Source organism: Pseudomonas sp. MF6394 (assembly GCF_002018845.1).
GTDB classification, from domain to species: Bacteria; Pseudomonadota; Gammaproteobacteria; order Pseudomonadales; family Pseudomonadaceae; genus Aquipseudomonas; species Aquipseudomonas lactis.
Map to the genome: position 1 here is coordinate 37,547 of NZ_MVOJ01000024.1, position 19,973 is coordinate 57,519.

Genomic DNA, 19,973 nt, shown 5'->3' on the forward strand with positions numbered 1-19,973 from the left:
GGCAGCGCGTTTCGCCAGAATGCCCGTGTAATCGTTAACGATCTTCGCGAGCAAGCTCGCTCCTACAGATATCGGTCATGTATCAGGTTCGGGCGTTGAGCCAGGCGTTGATGAGTTGTTCGAAGGTCGCTTGCACCTGCTGGATCAGCGTTTCGTCATCAATCTCCCCGGCCATCCACGCCCGGCTCGGCTCGTGGAAGATCGTGCGGCCCACGGCAAACCCACGGCAGGTGCTGCTCTGGCTGGCCTGCTTGAAGCCATCGGCGAGAAATTCGGGGGACGCATTCAGGCCCAGCAACACCACACCACGGCAGTAGGGGTCGCGTTCCTGGATCAGTTCGTCGAGCTTTTTCCAGTCTGCGGCCGACTGGGTTTCGATCTTCCACCAGGCCGGGTAGATGCCCAGGTTGTAGAGGCGCTTGAGGCTGCGGTAGAGCACGTCCGGGTAGGTGGACGGGTGATCCTTGGGCGGGATGACTTCCAGCAGCAGTTCGTGGCCACTGACCAGCGAAGCCTCGTACACCGCCTTGAGTTGCGCTTCCTGCTCCAGGCGCAGCATCGGCTCGTCATCGGGGTGAAATTGCACCAGGCACTTGATGATGTGTTCCTGGGGCCAGGCAATCAGGTTGCTGCCAATCGAGCGCCCGTGCTCGAACGCGAGGGGCCGCGAGTTCTGCACCTCCACCGGGCGCGCGATCCACCAGCCGCGACCCGTGGCCGCGTTGAGTGCATCCTGGCCAAAGCGTTGGTCGGCGAGCAGGCCCACATCGGCCTCGACGCCCTGCTCGCTGAGTTTGCGCTCCACGCGTTCGATGGCCTGAATAAACAACTGCTTGATGTCGCTGATACGCTCAGGGGCCTGGCCGCCTTTTTGCGCCAGCTCCACCAATTGCCAACGGTGGTCGAAAGCAAACACGAACAGTTGCTTCCAGGCCTTGCGCGGCACCGTGACACGGTGCAGGCGTTGCAGGGTCACGTCCTGGTCCGGCCGGGTGATGGGCACGGGGCTGTTGAACAGGTAATCGAGTTCGGCAGGTGTCGGCATCGCTGGCGCGCAGGCGTGGCGAGACACCACCAGGCCGCCACAGGCATTGGCCAACTGGCTGCAACGCTCATCGCTGGCATCCTTGATCCAGCCGCTGAGAAAGCCCGACATAAAGGCATCACCGGCGCCCAGCACGTTGAGCACTTCAACCCGTACACCGGGGTAGATCGCCCCGTCTTCCAGGCGCGCGGGAATCGCGCCGTGGATCACCGTGCAGCCCTGGGGGCCGAGCTTGACCACCAGGGTCGCCGGGGTCAGTTCACGCACGGTGCGCAGGGCCGTGAGCAGGTCTTCGCTGCCTCCGGCGATGAGGAATTCTTCTTCGGTGCCGACGATCAGGTCAAAGCGCGGCAGGATCTTCTGCACATGCTGGCTGACATTCTGGTCGGCGACGAAACGGGTTTCGCCATCGGCCTTGCCGGCCAGGCCCCACAACACGGGGCGATAGTCGATGTCCAGCACGCGCTTGACGTTGTGCTTGGCCGCATAATCCAAGGCCTGGAGGCTGGCTTTGTACACGCCGTCGGTGGAGAAATGCGTACCGGTGATCAACAGCGCCTTGCTGGAGGCAATAAAGGCTTCGCTGATGTCTTCGGCGCGCAGGGCCATGTCGGCGCAGTTTTCGCGGTAGAACACCAGGGGGAAGGTTTCGCGGTCCTTGAGGCCCAGCAGGACCAAGGCGGTGAGGCGCTCCGGGTCGACCTTGATGCCGCTGACATCACAGCCTTCGCGGGCCAGGGATTCCACCAGGAAACGGCCCATATGGTCATCGCCCACCCGGCTCAGCATTGCCGACTTGAGCCCAAGCCTGGCCGTGCCGAAAGCGATATTGGCGGAGGAACCGCCGAGGTACTTGGCGAAGCTGGACACATCTTCAAGCCGCGCACCGACTTGCTGCGCATAGAGATCGACGCCCAGGCGCCCGAGGCAAATCAGATCCAATTGACGCCCACTGGCAAAACGAGTCTGGCCCATGCTGGCTCCTGTTATTTTTATCAGCCTGCGTTGTGCCGCCGTGGCGACGGCAAACGCTCTTGGTGGGAGCAGACTAGAACGTACGCAGGCAGCAATCAATATTTATTCCATATTTATTTTTAGTGGAATATTTTTTCCAATACCCCAGGATAGTGGCACGCCAGCGCCCATGCATCGTTTCAGCAGGCCACGCGGCCCGTGATGCCGGGGTATTTTTTTGCGCCTACCCTGTAGACTTGCGCCACCTATCAGCGCATCAGACGAACACGCCAGAAGGATTGCCCATGTCCCGCACCGATCCCGAGACCACCCTGGAAGAAACTGTCGCCAGCCCTCCGGTCAATGCCGAACGCCTGTTGCAGCTGATCACCGACGAATACGAGAGCCTGCCGCGTCAGCTCAAACGCATCGCCAGTTACATGAGCCAGCAGAGCGACCGGATCATGGTCGACCGCATCAGCGACATCGCCCGGGAATGCGAAGTGCACCCCTCGGCCATCGTGCGGTTTTCCCAGCGTTTCGGCTTCAGTGGGTTCAGTGAGATGCAGGCGCTGTTTCGCGAGGCGTATACCCACCAGACCACGCCGGTGCAGAACTACCAGCAGCGCATCCGCAGCATGATCGCCAACAAGTCGCAGAAGGCCAGCGGCGGCGACCTGGCGCGTGAGTGCGTCAACGCCACCTTGTCGGGCATCGAACGCCTGGGGTTGGAGTTGGACGACGCTGCCTTCGAGAAAGCCGTGGACCTGGTGGTCAATGCCGACAACATTTACGTGGTTGGCGTGCGCCGCTCTTTTGCAGTGGCCGACTACCTGGTCTACAACCTGCAGCACACCAACAAGCGCATCCACTTGATCTCGGGCCTAGGCGGCAGTTATCGCGAGCAGATGCGCAGCGTGCGCGCCAATGACCTGGTGATCGCGATCAGTTTCACGCCCTACGGCAAAGAGACCCAGCACTGCCTGCGCATCGCGCAGCATCACCAGGCCAAGACCCTGATCATCACCGACAGCAACCTGTCGCCCCTGGCCAAGCGGGCGAACGCGGTGCTGTTGGTCAATGAAGGCTCTTCGTTTGCTTTCCGCTCGTTGAGCGCCACCCTGTGCCTGTGCCAGGCGTTGTTTATTGCGGTGGCGTATCGGTTGGAATTGAAGGTGGATGAAATCCATGAGCAGGTAGGATTCGACGACTGACAAGGCTTGCTCTATTTGCCCTCTGTAGGAGCGAGCCAGGAGTGGGTTTAGTGCATGAAGATCGCGATCAGGATGATCACTGGAATCGGCACGCCGAGGAACCACAGCAGTAATGAGCGCATCATGTTCTCCTTGAATTAACGAACGTAGTTTTCGGTTTCGACGTACACCACGGCATCCCGGCGGCGACCGCCGAAGGTGGCGGCGAAGCTGGCGAAGAACGCCCCGATGAGCAGCGCTACAAAGGTCCACAGCGAGGTGTAAGCCGCCACTTTCGCTGCGGTCTCAGCGGCCTGTTTGGCTTTGAGCTTGGCGTCTTCAACGGCTTTGCGCGCATCGCCGTACACCTTGTCGATACGGGCTTCGGCATCGGCCTGGCTCAGGTTGGTACGTTGGCTGATCAGTTGGGCCAGGTAGGCACGATCTTCCGCTGCCAGTTGGCCGTCGTTGCTCAACGTACGCGTCAGGATGCGACCGACTACGGCGTGGGCTGCATCATCGCTGACCGCCGCGGGGCGATCATCGCGGAACAGGCTGTCGACGTAATAACCGAAGTCACCACTGTCGGCAGCCTTGGCCGCACTGCCCGCCGCCTGGGTGAGGCCGCTGGCGGCGCCCGATGCCACACTTGCACCCGCTTTCACGCCGCCGCTGACCACACTGCTGACCGAACCGACCACCAGCATCGCCGTGATCAAGGTGGCCACTGCCCACGCCAGGAAGCCATGGGCGGTATCGCGAAAGTACACCTCGTCGCCGTGCATATTGGCCCACTTCACCCGCAACCGACCGGCGATGTAACCGCCCAGGCCAGAAGCGACAATCTGGGTGAACGCCAGCCAGACAATCGTGGAAATGCCAAGGCCCTTGGCGCTGATACCGCTGTCCGCCCACGGCGACACCGCCGAGAAGCCCAGGCCGAAACCCAGCAACACCAGGATCAATGACAAGGCAGCCGCCGCAGCGGCCCCGGCAAAAATCGCCCCCCAGGAAACCCCGGAGAGCGTGCTTGACTCTTGCAGCGTGGATGAGGATGTGATCATTGTTGTTTTGCTCCAGGCACGAAAAATGATGTTACAAGTCTCAAAACGGACAGTGCAGGCAGCGTGCCAGCTGCAACTGAAATTAAATTCCTTTAATTTCAATGGTTTATTTAAATTGAACTTAGCCAAATCATGCAGGTTGCAATAACCGGCGATATCAGGCGGGCGTAATGCACTCCCCTGTGGGCTGGCTTGCCTACGATAGCCATAGGTCTCTACACAACTTTGTAGCCTGTAGCAGCCAACGGTAACCACGATGCGAAGCGAGCCGCTCTTGATCTTGATCTGCTTTTGATCTTGATTTCAGGCGCCCCGTTAAACCACGCTGGCCGGAATTCGACAGGGATTTGGGGGGTAAACCGGCAGGGATGCCGGTTTAGCCGCCCCGCGCCATGGATGGCGCGTGGCGGCGGCCCCCCAAATCACTGGCGGATTACGGGCACACCGAGCCTGGGCGAGGTGCCGAGTGGTGGGGCAAGAGCCCTTTGGTTACTTTGGGGCTCTTTTCCAAAGTGACCCGCCGTCAGGGCGGAACCCTAAGTAGCCGTTACCGCAGCAATGGATATGCACACAATCCAACTGTGTTGACTGCCAGGCCGCCTTCGCGAGCAAGCCCGCTCCCACAGTTTGATTGTGGGGTGTCAGGTAGAGAAGTGTCGGCTGGTAGGCCGCCATCGCAGGCAAGCCAGCTGCCACAGCGTTCGATGTAGTGTCAGTTTCAGGAAGATGAAGTTTTATTTAGGAAACATTCAGCAACTTCTTGGCAAAATGTCGCCACTTCTAGTGTGAACGCTCACCAGGTAATCCTATGACCCGCATTTTGACCATCGAGGATGACGCCGTAACGGCCCGCGAGATTGTCGCCGAGCTGAGTAGCCATGGACTGGACGTAGATTGGGTGGACAACGGCCGCGAGGGCCTGGTCCGCGCTGTGAGTGGTGATTACGACCTGATCACCCTCGACCGCATGCTGCCCGAACTCGATGGCCTGGCCATCGTCACCACGTTGCGCACCATTGGGGTGTCTACGCCGATCCTGATGATCAGCGCCCTCTCCGATGTCGACGAGCGCGTGCGCGGCCTGCGTGCTGGCGGCGATGACTACCTGACCAAACCGTTCGCCTCGGATGAAATGGCCGCCCGTGTCGAAGTGCTGCTGCGGCGCAAAAGCACGGTCCAGGAGTTCGAAACCGCCCTGCGCGTGGCCGACCTGGAACTGAACCTGATCAGCCGCGAAGCCAGCCGTGCCGACCAGCCGCTGACCCTGCTGCCCACCGAATACAAACTGCTTGAATTCCTGATGCGCAACACTGGGCAGATCCTGTCGCGGATGATGATTTTCGAGGAAGTCTGGGGCTATCACTTCGACCCCGGCACCAACCTGATCGACGTGCACATTGGCCGTCTGCGCAAAAAAATCGACCCACCGGGCCTCACGCCGCTGATCCGCACGGTACGAGGCTCGGGTTATGTCATTGCTGAACCCCTCTAAAGGCTGGCGCTCTTCCAGCAGCCGCTTGCTGGCGCTGTACAGTTCGTTGTTCGTGGCCTGGAGCTGCATCCTCATGGGGGTGCTGTACTACGAGGTGTCGGGCTACCTCAGCGACTTGTCGCGCCACTCCCTGCTGCAACGCCAGCACCTGTTCCAGCGTTTTGACGGAGAAGAGCTGGTGGAAGCGCTCACCACCAGCATGACCTTCGACATGAAGGGCGTGGACGCCTATGGCCTGTTCGATGAGCAATTTCGCCCACTGAGCGGGCCGATCCGCGCCGTACCACCCGACCTGCCGCTGGACGGCAAGATCCACGCCCTGACCAATTGCGTGCAATCCGATGACCCCAAACTGCCCAAGGACAGTTGCGACGCGGTGGCCACCCACACCGAAGACGGCCGCTGGCTGGTGTTGGTGCGCGCCAACGGCTCGTTGTTCGGGGTCACACGGATTATCTGGCACGCCCTGCTGTGGGCGCTGTCCTTGACCATCATCCCCGGCGCTGCCGGCTGGCACCTGCTGCGCCGTCGCCCGTTGCGGCGCATTCGCGGGATCCAGGCCAGCGCCGAGGCCATCGTCGCCGGCGACCTCACGCACCGCCTGCCGCTGTCCGACCGGCGCGACGAGCTAGACATGCTCGCCGCCATCGTCAACGCGATGCTCGACCGCATCGAAAAACTGATGAACGAGGTCAAGGGCGTGTGCGACAACATCGCCCACGACCTGCGCACCCCCCTCACCCGCTTGCGCGCCCAGCTTTACCGCATCAAGCAACAAGCCGAGGAAGACTCGGCCCACGCGGTAAAACTCGATGACGCCATCGCCGAAACCGACACCCTGATGGCGCGCTTTCGCGGGCTGCTGCGCATTTCCGAACTGGAAGACCACCAGCGCCGCTCGGGCTTCCTGGTGCTGGACCCGCTGCCGTTGCTGCGCGAGCTGCATGACTTCTATCTGCCCCTGGCCGAAGAAGGCGAACTGGAGTTGGTGTTGCAGGCGCCTGACTCACTGCCGTGGATTACCGGTGACCGTGCGCTGCTATTCGAAGCCCTGGCCAACCTGCTGAGTAACTCGATCAAGTTCACCCCGCCCAAGGGCAAGGTGATCCTGCGGGCGGTCAATGACCTGGGCAGTACGCGCATCGAAGTGCTCGACTCCGGGCCAGGCATTCCAGCCGCCGAGCGCGCGTCGGTGTTCCAGCGTTTCTATCGGGTCGATGAGAGTGATCAGCAAGGCGGGTTTGGTTTGGGCCTGTCGATTGTGGCGGCGATCATCAACTTGCATGGCTTCAAGCTGGAGGTCGGCACCAGTGAGTTGGGCGGCGCCCGCTTGGTACTCGAATGCCGCCAGCAACTGATGCCGGAATAGAACCCTAACGCAATGTAGGAGCGAGCTTGCTCGCGAAAAACTCACGGGCGCCGCGTTTATTCAGGAAGCGCGCGTTATCGTTGGCGTTTTTCGCGAGCAAGCTCGCTCCTACATGCGTATCAAGACCATGGGCGCTATAACACGCTGCCCATGGCCTTGATCAACGCCGGGTCACGCGCATAAATATCCGGCGCGTACACCAACTCGCCCTGGCGATCCACTTCCACGGTCCAATACCCCAACAGCACCGGTACCGGCGTGGCCAGCCTGAACTCATGGGTTTCGCCGGTCGCCAGCAGCTCGTCGGTGCGGGTGCGTTCGGCCGGCGTTACCAGCAGGTCGCGCAATAACAACGGTTGCTCGACCCGCACGCATCCGGAACTGAACGCCCGCGGGCCCTTGGTGAACAAGGGTTGGCTGGGGGTGTCGTGCAGGTACACCGAATACGGGTTGGGAAAGCGCATCACAATCTTGCCCAATGGGTTACGCGGGCCGGCCTGCTGGCGCAGCAGGATATTGCCCGGGCGTGCCCAGTCGACCTGGTCGGGGGTCAACGGGTGACCTTCGGCGTCGAGCACTTGCAGGTTTTGCTGGCGCAGGTATTCAGGGTTGAGACGGATGGCCGGCAACTTGTCCTCGCGCATGATGGTCGGCGGGATGGTCCAGGTGGGGTTGAGGGTCAGCCGGGTGATGCGCGACTTGAGCAACGGCGTCTGGCGTTCGGCACGGCCTACTTGCAGGCGGGTTTGCCACACCGGGATGCCGCTCTGGTACACGCTCAGCTGCGCGGCGGCCACATTGACCACGACGCCTTCAGGCTCCAGGTCCTGGGCCAGCCAACGGAAACGCTCCAGGTTGATGCGCAGCTGTTCACGACGCATCGTCGGGCTGATATTGAGTTCGGCCACGGTGCCGGCGCCGATCACGCCGTCGGCCTGCAACGAGTGACTGAGCTGGAAGGCCTTCACCGCTTTAACCAGTTCGCCCTGATATTGCTTGCCGTTGCCGCTGGGCAACTGGGCCAGGTAGCCACCGTTGTGCAAGCGCCGCGCCAACTCCGGCACGCGGGGGTCGTTCATCCCCGGGCGCAACAGCGCGCCCTCAGCGACCGGGTCCCACTGGGGCAGCGGTTGCTGGCGCACGCCGGCATAGGCATTGCGCAGGCTGCGGTACAAATCGGCGCTGGGCCGCGCCTGGTCGAAAGCTTGGGCCATGTCGTGCAGGCCGGTGGCGGCGAACGCCAGTACCTCGGCATTCGGGTCGCCACTGGGTGGCTGGGAATGCCAGAGGGGCTCAAAACGCGATTGCTGCAGGCGCCCGTAGTGCAAATCCTGCAGAGCTTGCAGGTACTGCTGGCTGTTGGCGATATCGCTGCACAGTACGTTGGCCGTTGCATCCGCCGCAGGCAAGCTATAGTGGGTGGGGTCCAGGCCATCGTCGGCAAGCATCAGCAACTGGGCATGCAAGGCTTGCCGGCGTTCGTCAGCCGCCCATAGCGGGGCATCGCCCTGCTGCTGGTAAAAGGCTTGCAGGCGCGCCAACGCGGCGGCATCGATACGCGGCGCAAGCTGCGGGCAGACACTGGTCAACTGCGCCAAGGCCTGTTGCAGCGGCGCCAACGCGACCGGCGCGGGGGTGGTGACGGGCAAGGGTTCAACCGGCAGCGTTTGGGCTGTAGCGACCAATGGTGCAACGAGCAGGCAAATGCTCAAGTAACATGCGTGTTTTTTGAACAATTGACTTAGCTCCACTCCACAGCGGGGACTCGACTGTAGATGCTGACTTTTATACGCAGGCGCAGGCTAACCAGCCTGGGCTTGATCACCGGGTGCCTGGCTTTATTGAGCAATGTTGCGCTCGCCGCCAATGGCCCCTCTCCTTCCCTGTATAGCAGCCTGGCGCGCTCTGCTCCAGAACTCAATCCCACCGTCCTCAAAAGCGCCCTGAGCGCCGTGCAGTGCGCGGTCAATAACGGCGAGGAACGTTCCGATCGCCTAGCGGTTATTGACTACTCCCAGCCCTCGACCGCCCGTCGCCTGTGGATCTTCGACCTGCGCAAAAAGACCCTGGTTTTGCGCGACCTGGTAGCCCACGGCGCCAAGTCCGGGGAAAACTTCGCCACCCAGTTCTCCAATCTCGAGGGCAGCCACCAGTCGAGCCTGGGGTTGTTCCGCACCCAGGAAAGCTACCTGGGTGCCCATGGTTACTCGTTGCGCATGGACGGTCTGGAACCCGGCTTCAATGACCAGGCCCGCGACCGCGCCATCGTGATTCATGCCGCCGACTACGTCAGCCCCTTATGGAGCAAGCGCGAAGGCCGCATCGGCCGCAGCCAGGGTTGCCCAGCCGTGCGCCCGCAAGTTGCCCGTCAAGTGGTGGACAAGCTCAAGGACGGGCAGTTCATGTTTTCGTGGTACCCCGACCAGCGCTGGCTGAAGTCATCGACCTACCTCAATTGCAAACCCCAACAGGTGGCGAGTAGTCGTACAATCCGTGGCGGATAGCCTGTCCCCATAGATAAAAGAGAGCGTCGCATGCTTCTACACACCTCCACCTGGATCGAAATCGGGCAGTTCCTGGAACGCAGCCGCACGGTGGTGATTCCCATCGGCTCCAACGAGCAACATGGCCCCACCGGCCTGCTGGGCACTGACTGGATGTGCCCGGAGATCATCGCCCACCACGCCCAGAAGCACGCCGACATCCTCGTCGGCCCGACCTTCAATATCGGCATGGCCCAACACCACCTGGGCTTTCCCGGCACCATCTCCCTGCGCCCTTCCACCTTTATCGCCGCGATTGGCGACTGGGTGCGCTCGCTGGCCGGGCATGGTTTCGAAAAGATCCTGTTCCTCAACGGCCACGGCGGCAATATCGCCACGATTGAAGCGGCGTTCTCAGAGCTGTACGCCGAAGCCAGCTTCGCCCGCCGCCCGGCCGGTTTCGCGCTGAAGCTGGTGAACTGGTGGGACCTGGAAGGCGTCACGGACCTGGCCCAGCGTCAATTCCCGGTCGGGCATGGCAGCCACGCCACACCGTCGGAAATTGCCGTGACGCAGTGGGCGTATCCCGACTCGATCAAGTCTGCCGAGTACTCACCGCAAATCGCCAATACCGGCCCGATTCGCGAAGCCCTGGACTTCCGTGCGCGCTTCCCTGACGGCCGCATGGGCTCGGACCCGGCGTTGGCTACCGTGGAGAAAGGCGGTGAGTTGGTGGCGTTGGCGGCGCAAGGGCTGGTCAAGACCGTCGACAGCTTCAGCAACGAAGCCAAACCCTGATCCAAATAGGGCCAATACCCTGTAGGAGCGAGCTTGCTCGCGAAAGACGTCAACCATAACGCGCGCTCCCTGAATAAACGCGGCGCCTATGAGTTTTTCGCGAGCAAGCTCGCTCCTACAGGGTGGGTTTGCGTTGTGCCTGGGTTTATTTGCAATCCTGGGCGGCCTGCTCAAGCCGTGACGGCTTGATCGCCGAAGCCAACGGCTTGCGCTCGTACAGGAACACCTTGGTGCCGTCCTGGGACTTGTAGGCCTCCAGCACATCATCGGCGGCAATCTTGCTGGTCAACAGCACCTTGGCGTGGCGCGAGTTCTGGGTGACGGTCGAAGTGATGCCGTGCTTTTCCAGCTTGGGCAATACGCATTGCACATAGCCGTCGGGGGTTTTATCGGTTTGCAGGGTCAGCGATGGGGCATTGGGCGCCGTGATACAGCCGGTCAGCAACAACGAAGCACAAGCCAGGGCCGGGGCGAAAAAAGAGCGCATATACATTCCTGAAAATAACCAATAGGGTTCACAACCATTCGCGGGTCAACCTGCGCGAACCAGGGCCTTGAGCGACGCATCGAACTGCTTCAGGGCATCTTGCTGTACATCGCGTTGTTGCTCGATCAGTGCAGCAATCTCCGGGGCCGCCTTGTCGTGCACCCACACGGACGGCACGTGCTTGTCCACCGAGCCTTCGGCCTTGGCGATAAACTGCAGGTTCGCATCAAAGAAGCGTGCAACAAAGCGTGCTTCGACCCGGTCATTACGCTGGGTCAGCAATTGGTTATGGGTATCGAGCACCACCACCACATCCGGGTGCGCCTGCACCAGGGCATCCAGGCTGCTATAAACCGTGACCGAGAAAAAAGTGCCCTGCAACGAGTGCATCAACCAGTCAATCGCCAGTTCCGGATCGGAGCTGTTGACGAACGCCTCGCGAATCCGCCCATCCAGGGCATCCTTGGCGCCGTTCAGCGCCATGGCGTGGTAGCGTTCAAGGTAGCTGAGGTTGTCGCGGGTGTTTTCACTGAACAACACCCCCACCGACTGGCCACGCTGCAGGGAGTCTACGCTACCCACCAGTGGCAGCAAATGGCCTGTACGCACTTCATCGGCCATCGCCGGGGTGGTCATGACCGCGGTGCCCAGCATCAGGGCCATCAAAGCCAACTGGATAATCGTCCTCATCGCGCATTTTCCTTGGGCTGCGTCTCGATGTGCAGATTCTGCGCGTTTGGCGAAAAAACAGAACTTGTGATCCTTGATGGTGACTATCATTTGAACCGATAGTGTCAGGCCGCCCATAAAATCTATAAGGACCCCGCCATGAAGCCCTACCAGAAAATCTTCGATCGTATCCGCGAGGCAGTACTGCCAGAGTTTCGCGAGCGAGTCGCCGACTACCTGGTCGAGTACGAAACCGTGTTGCTGGACTCACACGCCGACGCCGCGCAAAGCAGCGCCAGCGCCCATCAACTGCGCGGCTACTTGCGCGGCTTGAACACCATGCGCGTGCTGGGCATGGCCGATTGGGAAGACCTCGACCGGCGGGTTGCCCAGCATCAGCCCCAGCTAGAGCGCGGGCCGTCGTAGCTCAACCCACTCGCGCACTGACGGCCGCTGCCACTGGCGCTGCGCGTAGGCCACCAACTGCGCGGGTACGGCGTCACCGTTGAGGATCAGGCGATTGAGCATCACCGCCAGGTCCACATCGGCAATCGACCACTGGCCGCACAGGTACTCGCGGTTATCCGCCAGCAAGGCTTGCGCGGCGCTGATCAATTTGGTCGCGGCGGCTTGAGCCTCTGCTGACAATGGCGGCCTCTTTTGCCCACAGAACACCACCAGCGTCGAGCGCTCCTGGCGAATCGGCAGCAGGTCGCTGCGCAGCCACGCCTGGACCTGTCGCGCCCTCGCCCGCTGCTGTACATCCGCCGGGTACACGCTGGTCTCGGGGTAGGCCTGGTCCAGGTACTCGGTGATGGCCGAAGATTCCGACAGTGCAAAATCACCGTCTACCAGGGTCGGCACTCGCTGGGTCAGGGAGCGTTGGGCGAAATCTGCCGCTTGGTTCTGCCCGGCATCGAGGTCCAGGGTGAGGGTCTCGAACGCCAGGCCTTTTTCGCGCAAGGCGACAAACACCGACATGGCATAAGGGCTGGTAAACAGCGAATCAACGTAGAGGTGCAGCGGGCCTTGGCTCATGGGCAATCTCCTGGGGTGAGCAATAACGCTACGAGATCCGGGCCGATAAAGACAATGCAGGGTTTTTATGGGGGCATTCCTGGCGGGAATAGCGCGGGTAGTGGCAATATTATGGCTACCGCTGATTTTCAAGGAAGGAACAGCACATGAAACAAGCAGTTGTGGTTATCCACGGCATCGGCGAGCAGCGCCCAATGGACACCTTGCGCGGCTTTGTCGAAGCGATCATCCCCACAGCCCCCCCCGATGGCAAACCTCTGTACTGGAGCAAGCCGGATCGGCTGTCGCGCAACTTCGACCTGCGCGTACTGAAGTCCTCGGGCCGCACCTCTACAGATTTCTATGAGTACTACTGGGCCCACAAGATGCAGGGCACCAAGCTCGGCCATCTGCTGGGCTGGCTGTGGGACATCTTCAAGCGCCCGCGGCGCGACATTCCCGACGCCATCGTGCCGATCTGGCGCAGCACGCGCTGGACGGTGCTGATATTACTGCTATTGATTGCCAGCGGCGCACTGGCCGCAGCCTGGGGTCAGTTGCCCGCCAACGACAACCCCTTCGCGCTGATCCCCCTGCTGCTCGCGGCCATGGGACTGGGGCTGCGCTATTCGGCGCTGGCGTACCTGGGAGACGCCGCGCGCTACTTAAGCCCCAACCCGCAGAACGTAATGGTGCGCGAGCAGATCCGTGCTGATGGTGTAGACCTGCTGCGCGCCCTGCACAACCAGGGTGACTACGAGCGCATCATCGTCGTGGGCCACAGCTTGGGCAGCGTGATTGCCTACGACATCGTCGGCTACCTCTGGCATGAATACCACGACCAATTGACCCAACTGAACCCCAGCAACCGTGAGCTGGCGGCCCGTTATGCCAACCGCGAACCGCTGCAACCGGTGGTCAAGGAAGCCCTGCCCGCAGCCGGCGCCTTGCTGGACGGCAGCCTGGGCAGCCTGTTGAATTTTCGTCAGCAACAGGCCGAGGCGTTCGTTGAACAGCGCGGCCTGGGCAACCCCTGGCGCATCACCGACCTGGTCACCGTCGGCAGCCCGATGGCCCACGCCAGCCTGTTGCTGGGCCGCAGCGTCAGTGACTTCCAGCAGCGCATGGAGCGCCGCGAAGCCCCAGCCTGCCCGCCTACCCCAGACGCCCAAGGCTACGGCTACAACGCCCGCCAACCGCTGATGCTCGGCCAAAAGCCCTTCACCCCGCACTACCTGCACCACGCCGCAGCCTTTGCCGTCACGCGCTGGACCAACCTGTACTTCCCTGCCCCCTTCGGCGTATTCGGCGACATCGTCGGCGGCCCGGTCAAGCCGGTGATGGGCGGCGGCGTGCTGGACTTGCCGGTGACCGTGGGCAATGGCAAAGGCTGGCTGGCCAGATCCTGGCTCAGCCACACCCATTACTGGAGCGAACGAGGCGGTACACAGGGTTACCTCAGTGCACTGGGCAAGGATGAACAGGCGATCACCCAAGGCCCGCGCCCTTCGGCCACTGAAGCGTTGCGGTGGGCGATTGACCTTAAGGGGGTACGGCGGTTTCGCCGTACGAAGGTAGAGCAGCGGGCGGCGGCGGCAGAAGCCTGAGAGTCCTCCTATCAGTCCTCTTGCACTGACAGGAGAACCGTCAACAACGCCCCCACCCCTAAACTTAAAGCGAGTAAAGCTACGCCCTGCGTGCCAAGAGGAATGAGCAATGACGCCAACGTTCCGAACAGCAGGGCTACCAGCTGTTGTAAAAAACTGAACAGCATCATTGACTCCATTCCAGGGTATTTTTTTACTGCAAGAGACGCGACACAGGGATACATCATTGCCTGGGCATACCAGGCTGCAAAATATGCCAGCACCGTAAATTGGCGATCCAAATATCCAAAAGTTGTAAATAGAAATACTGACGTCGCTACAACCAACACACTACTACCTGTGATTGAAAGTGCATAAACACTCGTAAAATTCAATGCATACCTTACAGTCAGCGCCCCCGAAAAATAGGCGAGCCCTAGCCATACTCCGAGCATTCCGTATTGCACACTTCCCCACCCCAAAAGCACGTCAAAGACAAAGACGCCCACACCTTGATACACGACAAACACCCCATAGCTACATCCACCGACTATGACCGGCAAATAAAAGCTGGGCCGACTGATGATGCCTGCATACCCTGAACAGCTGACGCGACGCGTTCTATCCATGTCCAGAACCGACAAAACCCCTGCTGCCAGCAGCACTAGGACAAGGGTTATAACTGAGCCAAAAGCCATGATTACTGCCACTACTTCCCAGCGAAAAAAAGAAATTAAAAAGCCGCCTGCGAGTTGTCCTACCACCAAGGCAAAAACAAATGAATAGGATAAAAAAGACAACTGCTTCGCCAGGCGTGCTCCCGAGTAGATCTCGGTTAACAATGCGCGCCCAATTAAGGCTGCTCCACCACCGCCAATGCCTTGGAGCAGCCTGGAAAGATAAAAACCATCATTATCATGGACCCATATAGATAAAATACTTCCGCTAAAGAAGACGCCACAAAACCCCAGCAGAACGACTGACCGGCCAAAAAATCGAATAAGTTGTACGGCAAAAACCAACGGAACTGCGGTACCGCCTAAATAGATTAGTAAGGCAGTGTAGCCTTCGGCATCACTCATACCGAAAGCATCAACAATATCAGGCGTGACGGGCAAATAAAGCGTCACGCCCAACTGAGCCATCATGGTAGTACTACAGGCTAAAGTCAGCACCCTTACCTTCGACTGCACGTGCCCCCCACCAAACTTAGTTAATTTGGCAGCGATGTTTTAACACGCGAGAGCATTTTACAAGCAGACAAAGTATGGGATTAGCCCCAAAACTTTGTAGGCTATTTCCTCAGGTAACAATGACTACGGTTTAGCTCCATACTAGCCAACGCAACACATCGGGGACCCGTTAAAGGCGCTTGAGCAAGCGCCCCCTCCTGTACCTATCCCGCAAACCCACCCTCATCCAAAAAAACCTGTTCCGCAGCGGTGGTCTTCCTCCCCAACACCCCATTGCGATGCGGAAACCGCCCGAACCGCTCAATGATATCGGCATGCTCCTTGGCCCAGTGATAGGTGCTGTTATCCAACTGCCGGTTCAGGGCCAGAGACCGTTGCTGGTCCTGCGGATCTTCCGAATGTTCAAAAGGCAAATAGCAGAACGCACGCAACTGAGGTTCAACCTGTTGATCCAACCCCGCGTCCACCATCTTTCGCGCATACAACCGGGCCAGCGGGTCGGTGGCGAACATGTGCGCCGTGCCGCGAAAGGCGTTGCGCGGGTACTGGTCCAGCAGGATCAGTAGCGCCAGCGCGCCATCCGCCGTGGTCAACCAGTCTTCGAGTTCACGCCTCGCCGCCTGCATATGGGTGGCGTGGAAGCTGTCACGAAAGGCTGTATCGAACGCCTCGTCCTTGGCGAACCAGCGCTTGGGCCCCGCCTGTTTCCAGAACGCGATTACGGCTTCGGCCGATTGTGAAGTCATGCTTACCTCGCTTAATGTTATAGAATAACGTCAATATTGTGCCTGCGTGTGATCCTCAACTTATGACTGACGCTATGACTTTACGCAAACGCCTGTTGTCCATCGATGCCCTGCGCGGCCTGGTGATCCTGTTCATGTTGCTGGACCACGTGCGGGAAACCTTCTTGCTGCACCGCCAGGTCAGCGACCCCATGAGCATTGACAGCACCGAGCCAGCGTTGTTTTTCAGCCGCACCCTCGCTCACCTGTGTGCGCCGGTGTTTGTGCTGCTTACCGGATTGTCGGCGTGGCTGTATGGCCAGAAATATCAGGGCCGTCGCGACGTGTCGGCATTTTTGTTCAAGCGCGGGCTGTTCCTGGTGGTGCTGGAATTCACCCTGGTCAACTTCGCGTGGACCTTCCAACTGCCGCCCAGCGTGATCTATATGCAAGTGATCTGGGCCATCGGCATCAGCATGATCGCCCTTGCCGCGCTGGTCTGGCTGCCGCGCGCCGGGCTGATCGGCGTGGCGCTGGTGATTATCGCCGGGCACAACCTGTTGGATGGGCTGCATTTTGCAGCCGGTTCGATGTGGCACGTGCCGTGGACGATCTTGCATGAACGCAACTGGATTGAAGTGTCTGACAACCTGCGCCTGCGCACCACCTACCCGGTACTGCCATGGATCGGTGTGATTGCCCTGGGCTACGGCCTCGGGCCATGGTTTGCCAATGCCACGCTGCCGGCTGTGCGGCAGCGTTATTTGCTGATCGCGGGGGTGGGCGCGTTGGTGGGTTTTGGGCTGTTGCGCGCGCTTAATGGCTACGGCGAGCAGCCTTGGCAGGTGTATGACAGCGGCGTGCTGACGCTGATGAGCTTTTTCAACATCACCAAGTACCCGCCTTCGCTGTTGTTCCTGGCGTTGACCCTGGGGATTGGCGTGCTGTTGCTGCTGGCGTTTGAACGCGCCGGGCATAAGCGCTGGATCGGGGTGCTGGCGGTGTTCGGCGCGGCGCCAATGTTCTTTTATCTGTTGCACCTCTATGTATTGAAAATCCTCTATGTCGCCTGCGTTGCGCTGTTTGGCCTCAACCATGGCAATTATTTTGGCTTCGACGGTATCGGTGCGGTGTGGTTGGCAGCGCTGCTGTTGCCGATTGCCCTGTACTTGCCCGTGCGTTGGTTCGCCGGCCTGAAAGCACGGCGGCGCGACCTGGCGTGGCTCAAATACCTCTGACCTGATGCTGGCAACTGTGGGAGCGGGCTTGCTCGCGAAGGCGGTGCGTCAGCCACTGCTGCTGTGACTGAAAGACCGCCTTCGCGAGCAAGCCCGCTCCCACAGTTTTAACCGCGCCGGGCTCAGGAATCAGGCCAGTTCGGCACGCAGTTGGCGAGCGGCGGTGACCATATGAATGAGCGCCGCCTCGGTCTCCGGCCAGCCGCGCGTCTTCAAGCCGCAATCAGGGTTCACCCATAGACGCTCTGCCGGAATCCGCTTGGCGGCCTTGCGCAGCAAATTGGCCATTTCCGAGGCATCCGGCACCCGTGGCGAGTGGATGTCGTAGACCCCCGGGCCGATCTCATTCGGGTAGGCGAAGGCTTCGAACGCGTCGAGCAGCTCCATGTCCGAGCGTGAGGTTTCGATGGTGATCACGTCGGCATCCATGGCGGCGATGGACTCGATCACGTCGTTGAATTCGCTGTAGCACATGTGGGTGTGGATCTGGGTTTCATCGCCCACGCCACTGGCGCACAGGCGGAACACTTCGGTGGCCCAGTCCAGGTAGTGCTGCCACTGCGCCTGGCGCAACGGCAAGCCTTCACGAAAGGCCGCTTCGTCGATCTGCACGATCTTGATGCCGGCCGCTTCCAGGTCCACCACTTCGTCACGAATCGCCAGGGCCAGTTGCCGGGCCTGCATTTCGCGGCTCAGGTCTTCCCGTGGAAACGACCACATCAGCATGGTCACCGGGCCTGTGAGCATGCCCTTCATCACTTTGTCGGTGAGCCCTTGGGCATAGCGAATCCACTCCACGGTCATGGCTTTCGGGCGGCTCAAGTCGCCGGCAATCACCGCGGGTTTCACACAGCGCGAACCATAGCTCTGCACCCAGCCAAACCGGGTGAACGCGTAGCCATCCAGTTGCTCGGCAAAGTACTCGACCATGTCGTTACGCTCGGCTTCACCATGCACCAGCACATCCAGCCCAAGATTTTCCTGCACCTCAACCGCATGCTTGATCTCACTGTGCATGGCTTCGATGTATTCGGCTTCGCTCAACTTGCCAGCCTTATACGACTGGCGCGCCAGGCGGATCGAAGCGGTCTGTGGGAACGAGCCGATGGTGGTGGTCGGGAACAGTGGCAGGTTAAGCCCGGCCCGCTGTTTTTCGATGCGCTGGGCAAATGGCGACTGACGCTGGCTATCCTGGGCAGTGATGGCGGCGACACGGGCCTGAACAGCGGGTTTATGGATACGTGACGATGCAGCACGAGCCCCCTGCACGGCGCGGCTTTCGGCCAGGGCGGCGAGTACGTCAGGTGCTGACGGCTGGTCAACCGCCTTGGCCAGTAGCGCCACTTCCGCGCACTTTTGTACGGCAAAGGCCAGCCAGCTTTTCAGTTCGGCATCCAACTGATCTTCCCGCTCAAGATCCACCGGGCTGTGCAGCAGCGAGCAGGACGGCGCGACCCACAGGCGATCGCCCAATTTCTCATGGGCATGCTGCAAGGTAGCCAGGGCTTTTTCCAGGTCGCAGCGCCACACGTTTCGGCCGTTGACCACACCCAGGGACAGCACCTTGTACGCTGGCAGGCGGTCGAGGATCGTCGGGTACTGGTCCGGTGCACGCACCAGGTCGATATGCAAGCCATCCACCGGCAGGTTGGCGGCCAGGCCGAGGTTTTCTTCCAGGCCGCCGAAGTAAGTGGCCACCAATTTTTTCAGCGGGTCGCGCTGGATCAGGTTATAGGCGCGCTCAAAAGCGTTCTTCCACTCCTGGGGCAGATCAAGCGCCAGGATCGGCTCGTCGATCTGCACCCACTCCACGCCCAATTCGGCCAGGCGCTGGAAGATCTGGCCATACAGCGGCAGCAGTCGTTCGAGCAGGTCGAGCTTGTCGAAGTCAGCGCCCTTGGCCTTGCCCAGCCACAAGTAGGTCAGCGGGCCGATCACCACCGGCTTGACGCGGTGCCCCAGGTCGAGCGCTTCCTGGACCTCTTCGAACAGTTGATCCCACGCCAGGTGGAACTGCTGATCGACGTTGAACTCCGGCACCAGATAGTGATAGTTGGTATCGAACCACTTGGTCATCTCCTGGGCATGGGCACCGCCGCAGCAGCTGTCACTGACGCCACGGGCCATGGCGAACAAGGTATGCAGAGTGGCCTGGCCATCGGCCGGGCGGAACCGCTCAGGGACCACGCCGAACATCAGCGAGTGGGTCAGCACCTGGTCGTACCAGGCAAAATCACCCACCGGCAACAGTTCGATGCCGGCTTGCTCTTGCAGCGCCCAGTGGGTGCTGCGCAAATCACGGCCAACAGCGCGCAGGCCGGCTTCGTCGAGCTCACCCTTCCAGAACGCTTCCTGCGCTTTTTTCAGTTCACGATCGCGTCCAATGCGTGGAAACCCGAGGGAATGAGCGACTGCCATGACTTACAACTCCAATGGTCTGATTGATGGCGGTCATTGTCGGCAGAGGGGTGTCTTGAGACAAACTCATTCTGTTCTAGATCATCACAAGATTTGCTCATGTTTAGGTAGGCATGATATTGGCGGCGCTACTGTGGGGGTTTGTGTTGCCAGGGCGGCCGTCATCGCGGCCTCGCTTAGGCTCGAGCGCTCCCACAGTTTGGGCGGGGTGATTCTTATGAACGGTCATACTTACGCCCTAT

General features: G+C 60.5%; 17 protein-coding genes. 8 read left to right on the forward strand and 9 right to left on the reverse strand.

All coding sequences use genetic code 11. The annotated features are described in order from the left end of the window. Nucleotides 1-82: 82 nt before the first annotated feature. On the reverse strand, nt 83-2,020 hold the full coding sequence (locus MF6394_RS22125) for a bifunctional 5-dehydro-2-deoxygluconokinase/5-dehydro-2-deoxyphosphogluconate aldolase (protein WP_078467549.1): 1,938 nt from the start codon (nt 2,018-2,020) through the stop codon (nt 83-85). A gap of 284 nt (nt 2,021-2,304) precedes the next feature. Here MF6394_RS22125 and MF6394_RS22130 point away from each other — a divergent pair, with 284 nt between their 5' ends. After that, entirely contained in the window at nt 2,305-3,213 is a 909-nt protein-coding gene (locus MF6394_RS22130) for a MurR/RpiR family transcriptional regulator (protein WP_078467550.1), read from the forward strand. 137 nt (nt 3,214-3,350) lie between these two features. Here the strand turns inward: MF6394_RS22130 and MF6394_RS22135 are convergent, their stop codons facing one another. Beyond that, a complete protein-coding gene (locus tag MF6394_RS22135; protein WP_078467551.1) occupies nt 3,351-4,256 on the reverse strand; it encodes a hypothetical protein in 906 nt (301 codons plus the stop codon). Between the two features lie 808 nt (nt 4,257-5,064). On the opposite strand from MF6394_RS22135, the gene MF6394_RS22145 reads away from it, so the two are divergent. Together MF6394_RS22145 and MF6394_RS22150 are read left to right on the forward strand one after the other, a co-directional pair. Then, nucleotides 5,065-5,748 carry a response regulator transcription factor gene (locus tag MF6394_RS22145; protein ID WP_003191687.1) on the forward strand — a complete coding sequence of 228 codons (684 nt, stop codon included), beginning with the start codon at nt 5,065-5,067 and terminating at the stop codon, nt 5,746-5,748. Next, a complete protein-coding gene (locus tag MF6394_RS22150; RefSeq protein ID WP_032896996.1) occupies nt 5,726-7,117 on the forward strand; it encodes a sensor histidine kinase in 1,392 nt (463 codons plus the stop codon). Before MF6394_RS22145 ends, MF6394_RS22150 begins: the two co-directional genes overlap by 23 nt. 134 nt (nt 7,118-7,251) lie before the next feature. Here the strand turns inward: MF6394_RS22150 and MF6394_RS22155 are convergent, their stop codons facing one another. Continuing rightward, the gene (locus MF6394_RS22155; RefSeq protein WP_047711020.1) at nt 7,252-8,853 is read right to left on the reverse strand and encodes a L,D-transpeptidase family protein; all 1,602 of its coding nucleotides are present in this window, start codon (nt 8,851-8,853) and stop codon (nt 7,252-7,254) included. Between the two features lie 39 nt (nt 8,854-8,892). Between MF6394_RS22155 and MF6394_RS22160 the strand changes: the two genes are divergently transcribed. Continuing rightward, complete coding sequence (locus MF6394_RS22160) at nt 8,893-9,621, forward strand: murein L,D-transpeptidase catalytic domain family protein (RefSeq protein WP_032896994.1); 729 nt, start codon at nt 8,893-8,895, stop codon at nt 9,619-9,621. A gap of 30 nt (nt 9,622-9,651) precedes the next feature. After that, nucleotides 9,652-10,398, forward strand: a complete 747-nt coding sequence (locus tag MF6394_RS22165) for a creatininase family protein (protein WP_044274105.1) — start codon at nt 9,652-9,654, stop codon at nt 10,396-10,398. 145 nt (nt 10,399-10,543) lie between these two features. Here the strand turns inward: MF6394_RS22165 and MF6394_RS22170 are convergent, their stop codons facing one another. Both MF6394_RS22170 and MF6394_RS22175 read right to left on the reverse strand, forming a co-directional pair. Continuing rightward, a complete protein-coding gene (locus tag MF6394_RS22170; protein WP_032896991.1) occupies nt 10,544-10,885 on the reverse strand; it encodes a hypothetical protein in 342 nt (113 codons plus the stop codon). A gap of 45 nt (nt 10,886-10,930) precedes the next feature. After that, the gene (locus tag MF6394_RS22175) at nt 10,931-11,575 is read right to left on the reverse strand and encodes an ATPase (protein ID WP_069558370.1); all 645 of its coding nucleotides are present in this window, start codon (nt 11,573-11,575) and stop codon (nt 10,931-10,933) included. A gap of 138 nt (nt 11,576-11,713) precedes the next feature. Here MF6394_RS22175 and MF6394_RS22180 point away from each other — a divergent pair, with 138 nt between their 5' ends. Beyond that, a complete protein-coding gene (locus MF6394_RS22180) occupies nt 11,714-11,980 on the forward strand; it encodes a hypothetical protein (protein WP_044274108.1) in 267 nt (88 codons plus the stop codon). Here MF6394_RS22180 and yfcF read toward each other — a convergent pair. Next, nucleotides 11,960-12,592 (reverse strand): glutathione transferase, encoded by a 633-nt coding sequence (gene yfcF, locus MF6394_RS22185; RefSeq protein WP_044274110.1) that lies wholly within the window; start codon nt 12,590-12,592, stop codon nt 11,960-11,962. The genes MF6394_RS22180 and yfcF overlap by 21 nt on opposite strands. A gap of 146 nt (nt 12,593-12,738) precedes the next feature. Here yfcF and MF6394_RS22190 point away from each other — a divergent pair, with 146 nt between their 5' ends. Continuing rightward, nucleotides 12,739-14,178, forward strand: coding sequence for a hypothetical protein (locus MF6394_RS22190; RefSeq protein WP_078467552.1), 1,440 nt, complete (start codon nt 12,739-12,741; stop codon nt 14,176-14,178). 11 nt (nt 14,179-14,189) lie between these two features. Here the strand turns inward: MF6394_RS22190 and MF6394_RS22195 are convergent, their stop codons facing one another. After that, a complete protein-coding gene (locus MF6394_RS22195) occupies nt 14,190-15,305 on the reverse strand; it encodes an MFS transporter (RefSeq protein ID WP_032900697.1) in 1,116 nt (371 codons plus the stop codon). A gap of 248 nt (nt 15,306-15,553) precedes the next feature. Beyond that, complete coding sequence (locus MF6394_RS22200) at nt 15,554-16,096, reverse strand: DUF924 family protein (RefSeq protein WP_078467553.1); 543 nt, start codon at nt 16,094-16,096, stop codon at nt 15,554-15,556. Between the two features lie 62 nt (nt 16,097-16,158). Between MF6394_RS22200 and MF6394_RS22205 the strand changes: the two genes are divergently transcribed. Then, nucleotides 16,159-17,313 carry a DUF1624 domain-containing protein gene (locus tag MF6394_RS22205; protein WP_078467554.1) on the forward strand — a complete coding sequence of 385 codons (1,155 nt, stop codon included), beginning with the start codon at nt 16,159-16,161 and terminating at the stop codon, nt 17,311-17,313. Nucleotides 17,314-17,442: 129 nt separating this feature from the next. Here MF6394_RS22205 and metE read toward each other — a convergent pair whose 3' ends face one another. Further along, nucleotides 17,443-19,731 carry a 5-methyltetrahydropteroyltriglutamate--homocysteine S-methyltransferase gene (gene metE, locus MF6394_RS22210; RefSeq protein WP_078467555.1) on the reverse strand — a complete coding sequence of 763 codons (2,289 nt, stop codon included), beginning with the start codon at nt 19,729-19,731 and terminating at the stop codon, nt 17,443-17,445. Between the last annotated feature and the right edge of the window lie 242 nt (nt 19,732-19,973).

Bases quoted from the DNA above. Each gene is read 5' to 3' on its own strand.
- MF6394_RS22125 (WP_078467549.1), bottom strand. From the start codon at position 2,020: ATGGGCCAGACTCGTTTTGCCAGTGGGCGTCAATTGGATCTGATTTGC.
- MF6394_RS22130 (WP_078467550.1), top strand. From the start codon at position 2,305: ATGTCCCGCACCGATCCCGAGACCACCCTGGAAGAAACTGTCGCCAGC.
- MF6394_RS22135 (WP_078467551.1), bottom strand. From the start codon at position 4,256: ATGATCACATCCTCATCCACGCTGCAAGAGTCAAGCACGCTCTCCGGG.
- MF6394_RS22145 (WP_003191687.1), top strand. From the start codon at position 5,065: ATGACCCGCATTTTGACCATCGAGGATGACGCCGTAACGGCCCGCGAG.
- MF6394_RS22150 (WP_032896996.1), top strand. From the start codon at position 5,726: ATGTCATTGCTGAACCCCTCTAAAGGCTGGCGCTCTTCCAGCAGCCGC.
- MF6394_RS22160 (WP_032896994.1), top strand. From the start codon at position 8,893: ATGCTGACTTTTATACGCAGGCGCAGGCTAACCAGCCTGGGCTTGATC.
- MF6394_RS22165 (WP_044274105.1), top strand. From the start codon at position 9,652: ATGCTTCTACACACCTCCACCTGGATCGAAATCGGGCAGTTCCTGGAA.
- MF6394_RS22170 (WP_032896991.1), bottom strand. From the start codon at position 10,885: ATGCGCTCTTTTTTCGCCCCGGCCCTGGCTTGTGCTTCGTTGTTGCTG.
- MF6394_RS22175 (WP_069558370.1), bottom strand. From the start codon at position 11,575: ATGAGGACGATTATCCAGTTGGCTTTGATGGCCCTGATGCTGGGCACC.
- MF6394_RS22180 (WP_044274108.1), top strand. From the start codon at position 11,714: ATGAAGCCCTACCAGAAAATCTTCGATCGTATCCGCGAGGCAGTACTG.
- yfcF (WP_044274110.1), bottom strand. From the start codon at position 12,592: ATGAGCCAAGGCCCGCTGCACCTCTACGTTGATTCGCTGTTTACCAGC.
- MF6394_RS22190 (WP_078467552.1), top strand. From the start codon at position 12,739: ATGAAACAAGCAGTTGTGGTTATCCACGGCATCGGCGAGCAGCGCCCA.
- MF6394_RS22195 (WP_032900697.1), bottom strand. From the start codon at position 15,305: ATGATGGCTCAGTTGGGCGTGACGCTTTATTTGCCCGTCACGCCTGAT.
- MF6394_RS22200 (WP_078467553.1), bottom strand. From the start codon at position 16,096: ATGACTTCACAATCGGCCGAAGCCGTAATCGCGTTCTGGAAACAGGCG.
- MF6394_RS22205 (WP_078467554.1), top strand. From the start codon at position 16,159: ATGACTGACGCTATGACTTTACGCAAACGCCTGTTGTCCATCGATGCC.
- metE (WP_078467555.1), bottom strand. From the start codon at position 19,731: ATGGCAGTCGCTCATTCCCTCGGGTTTCCACGCATTGGACGCGATCGT.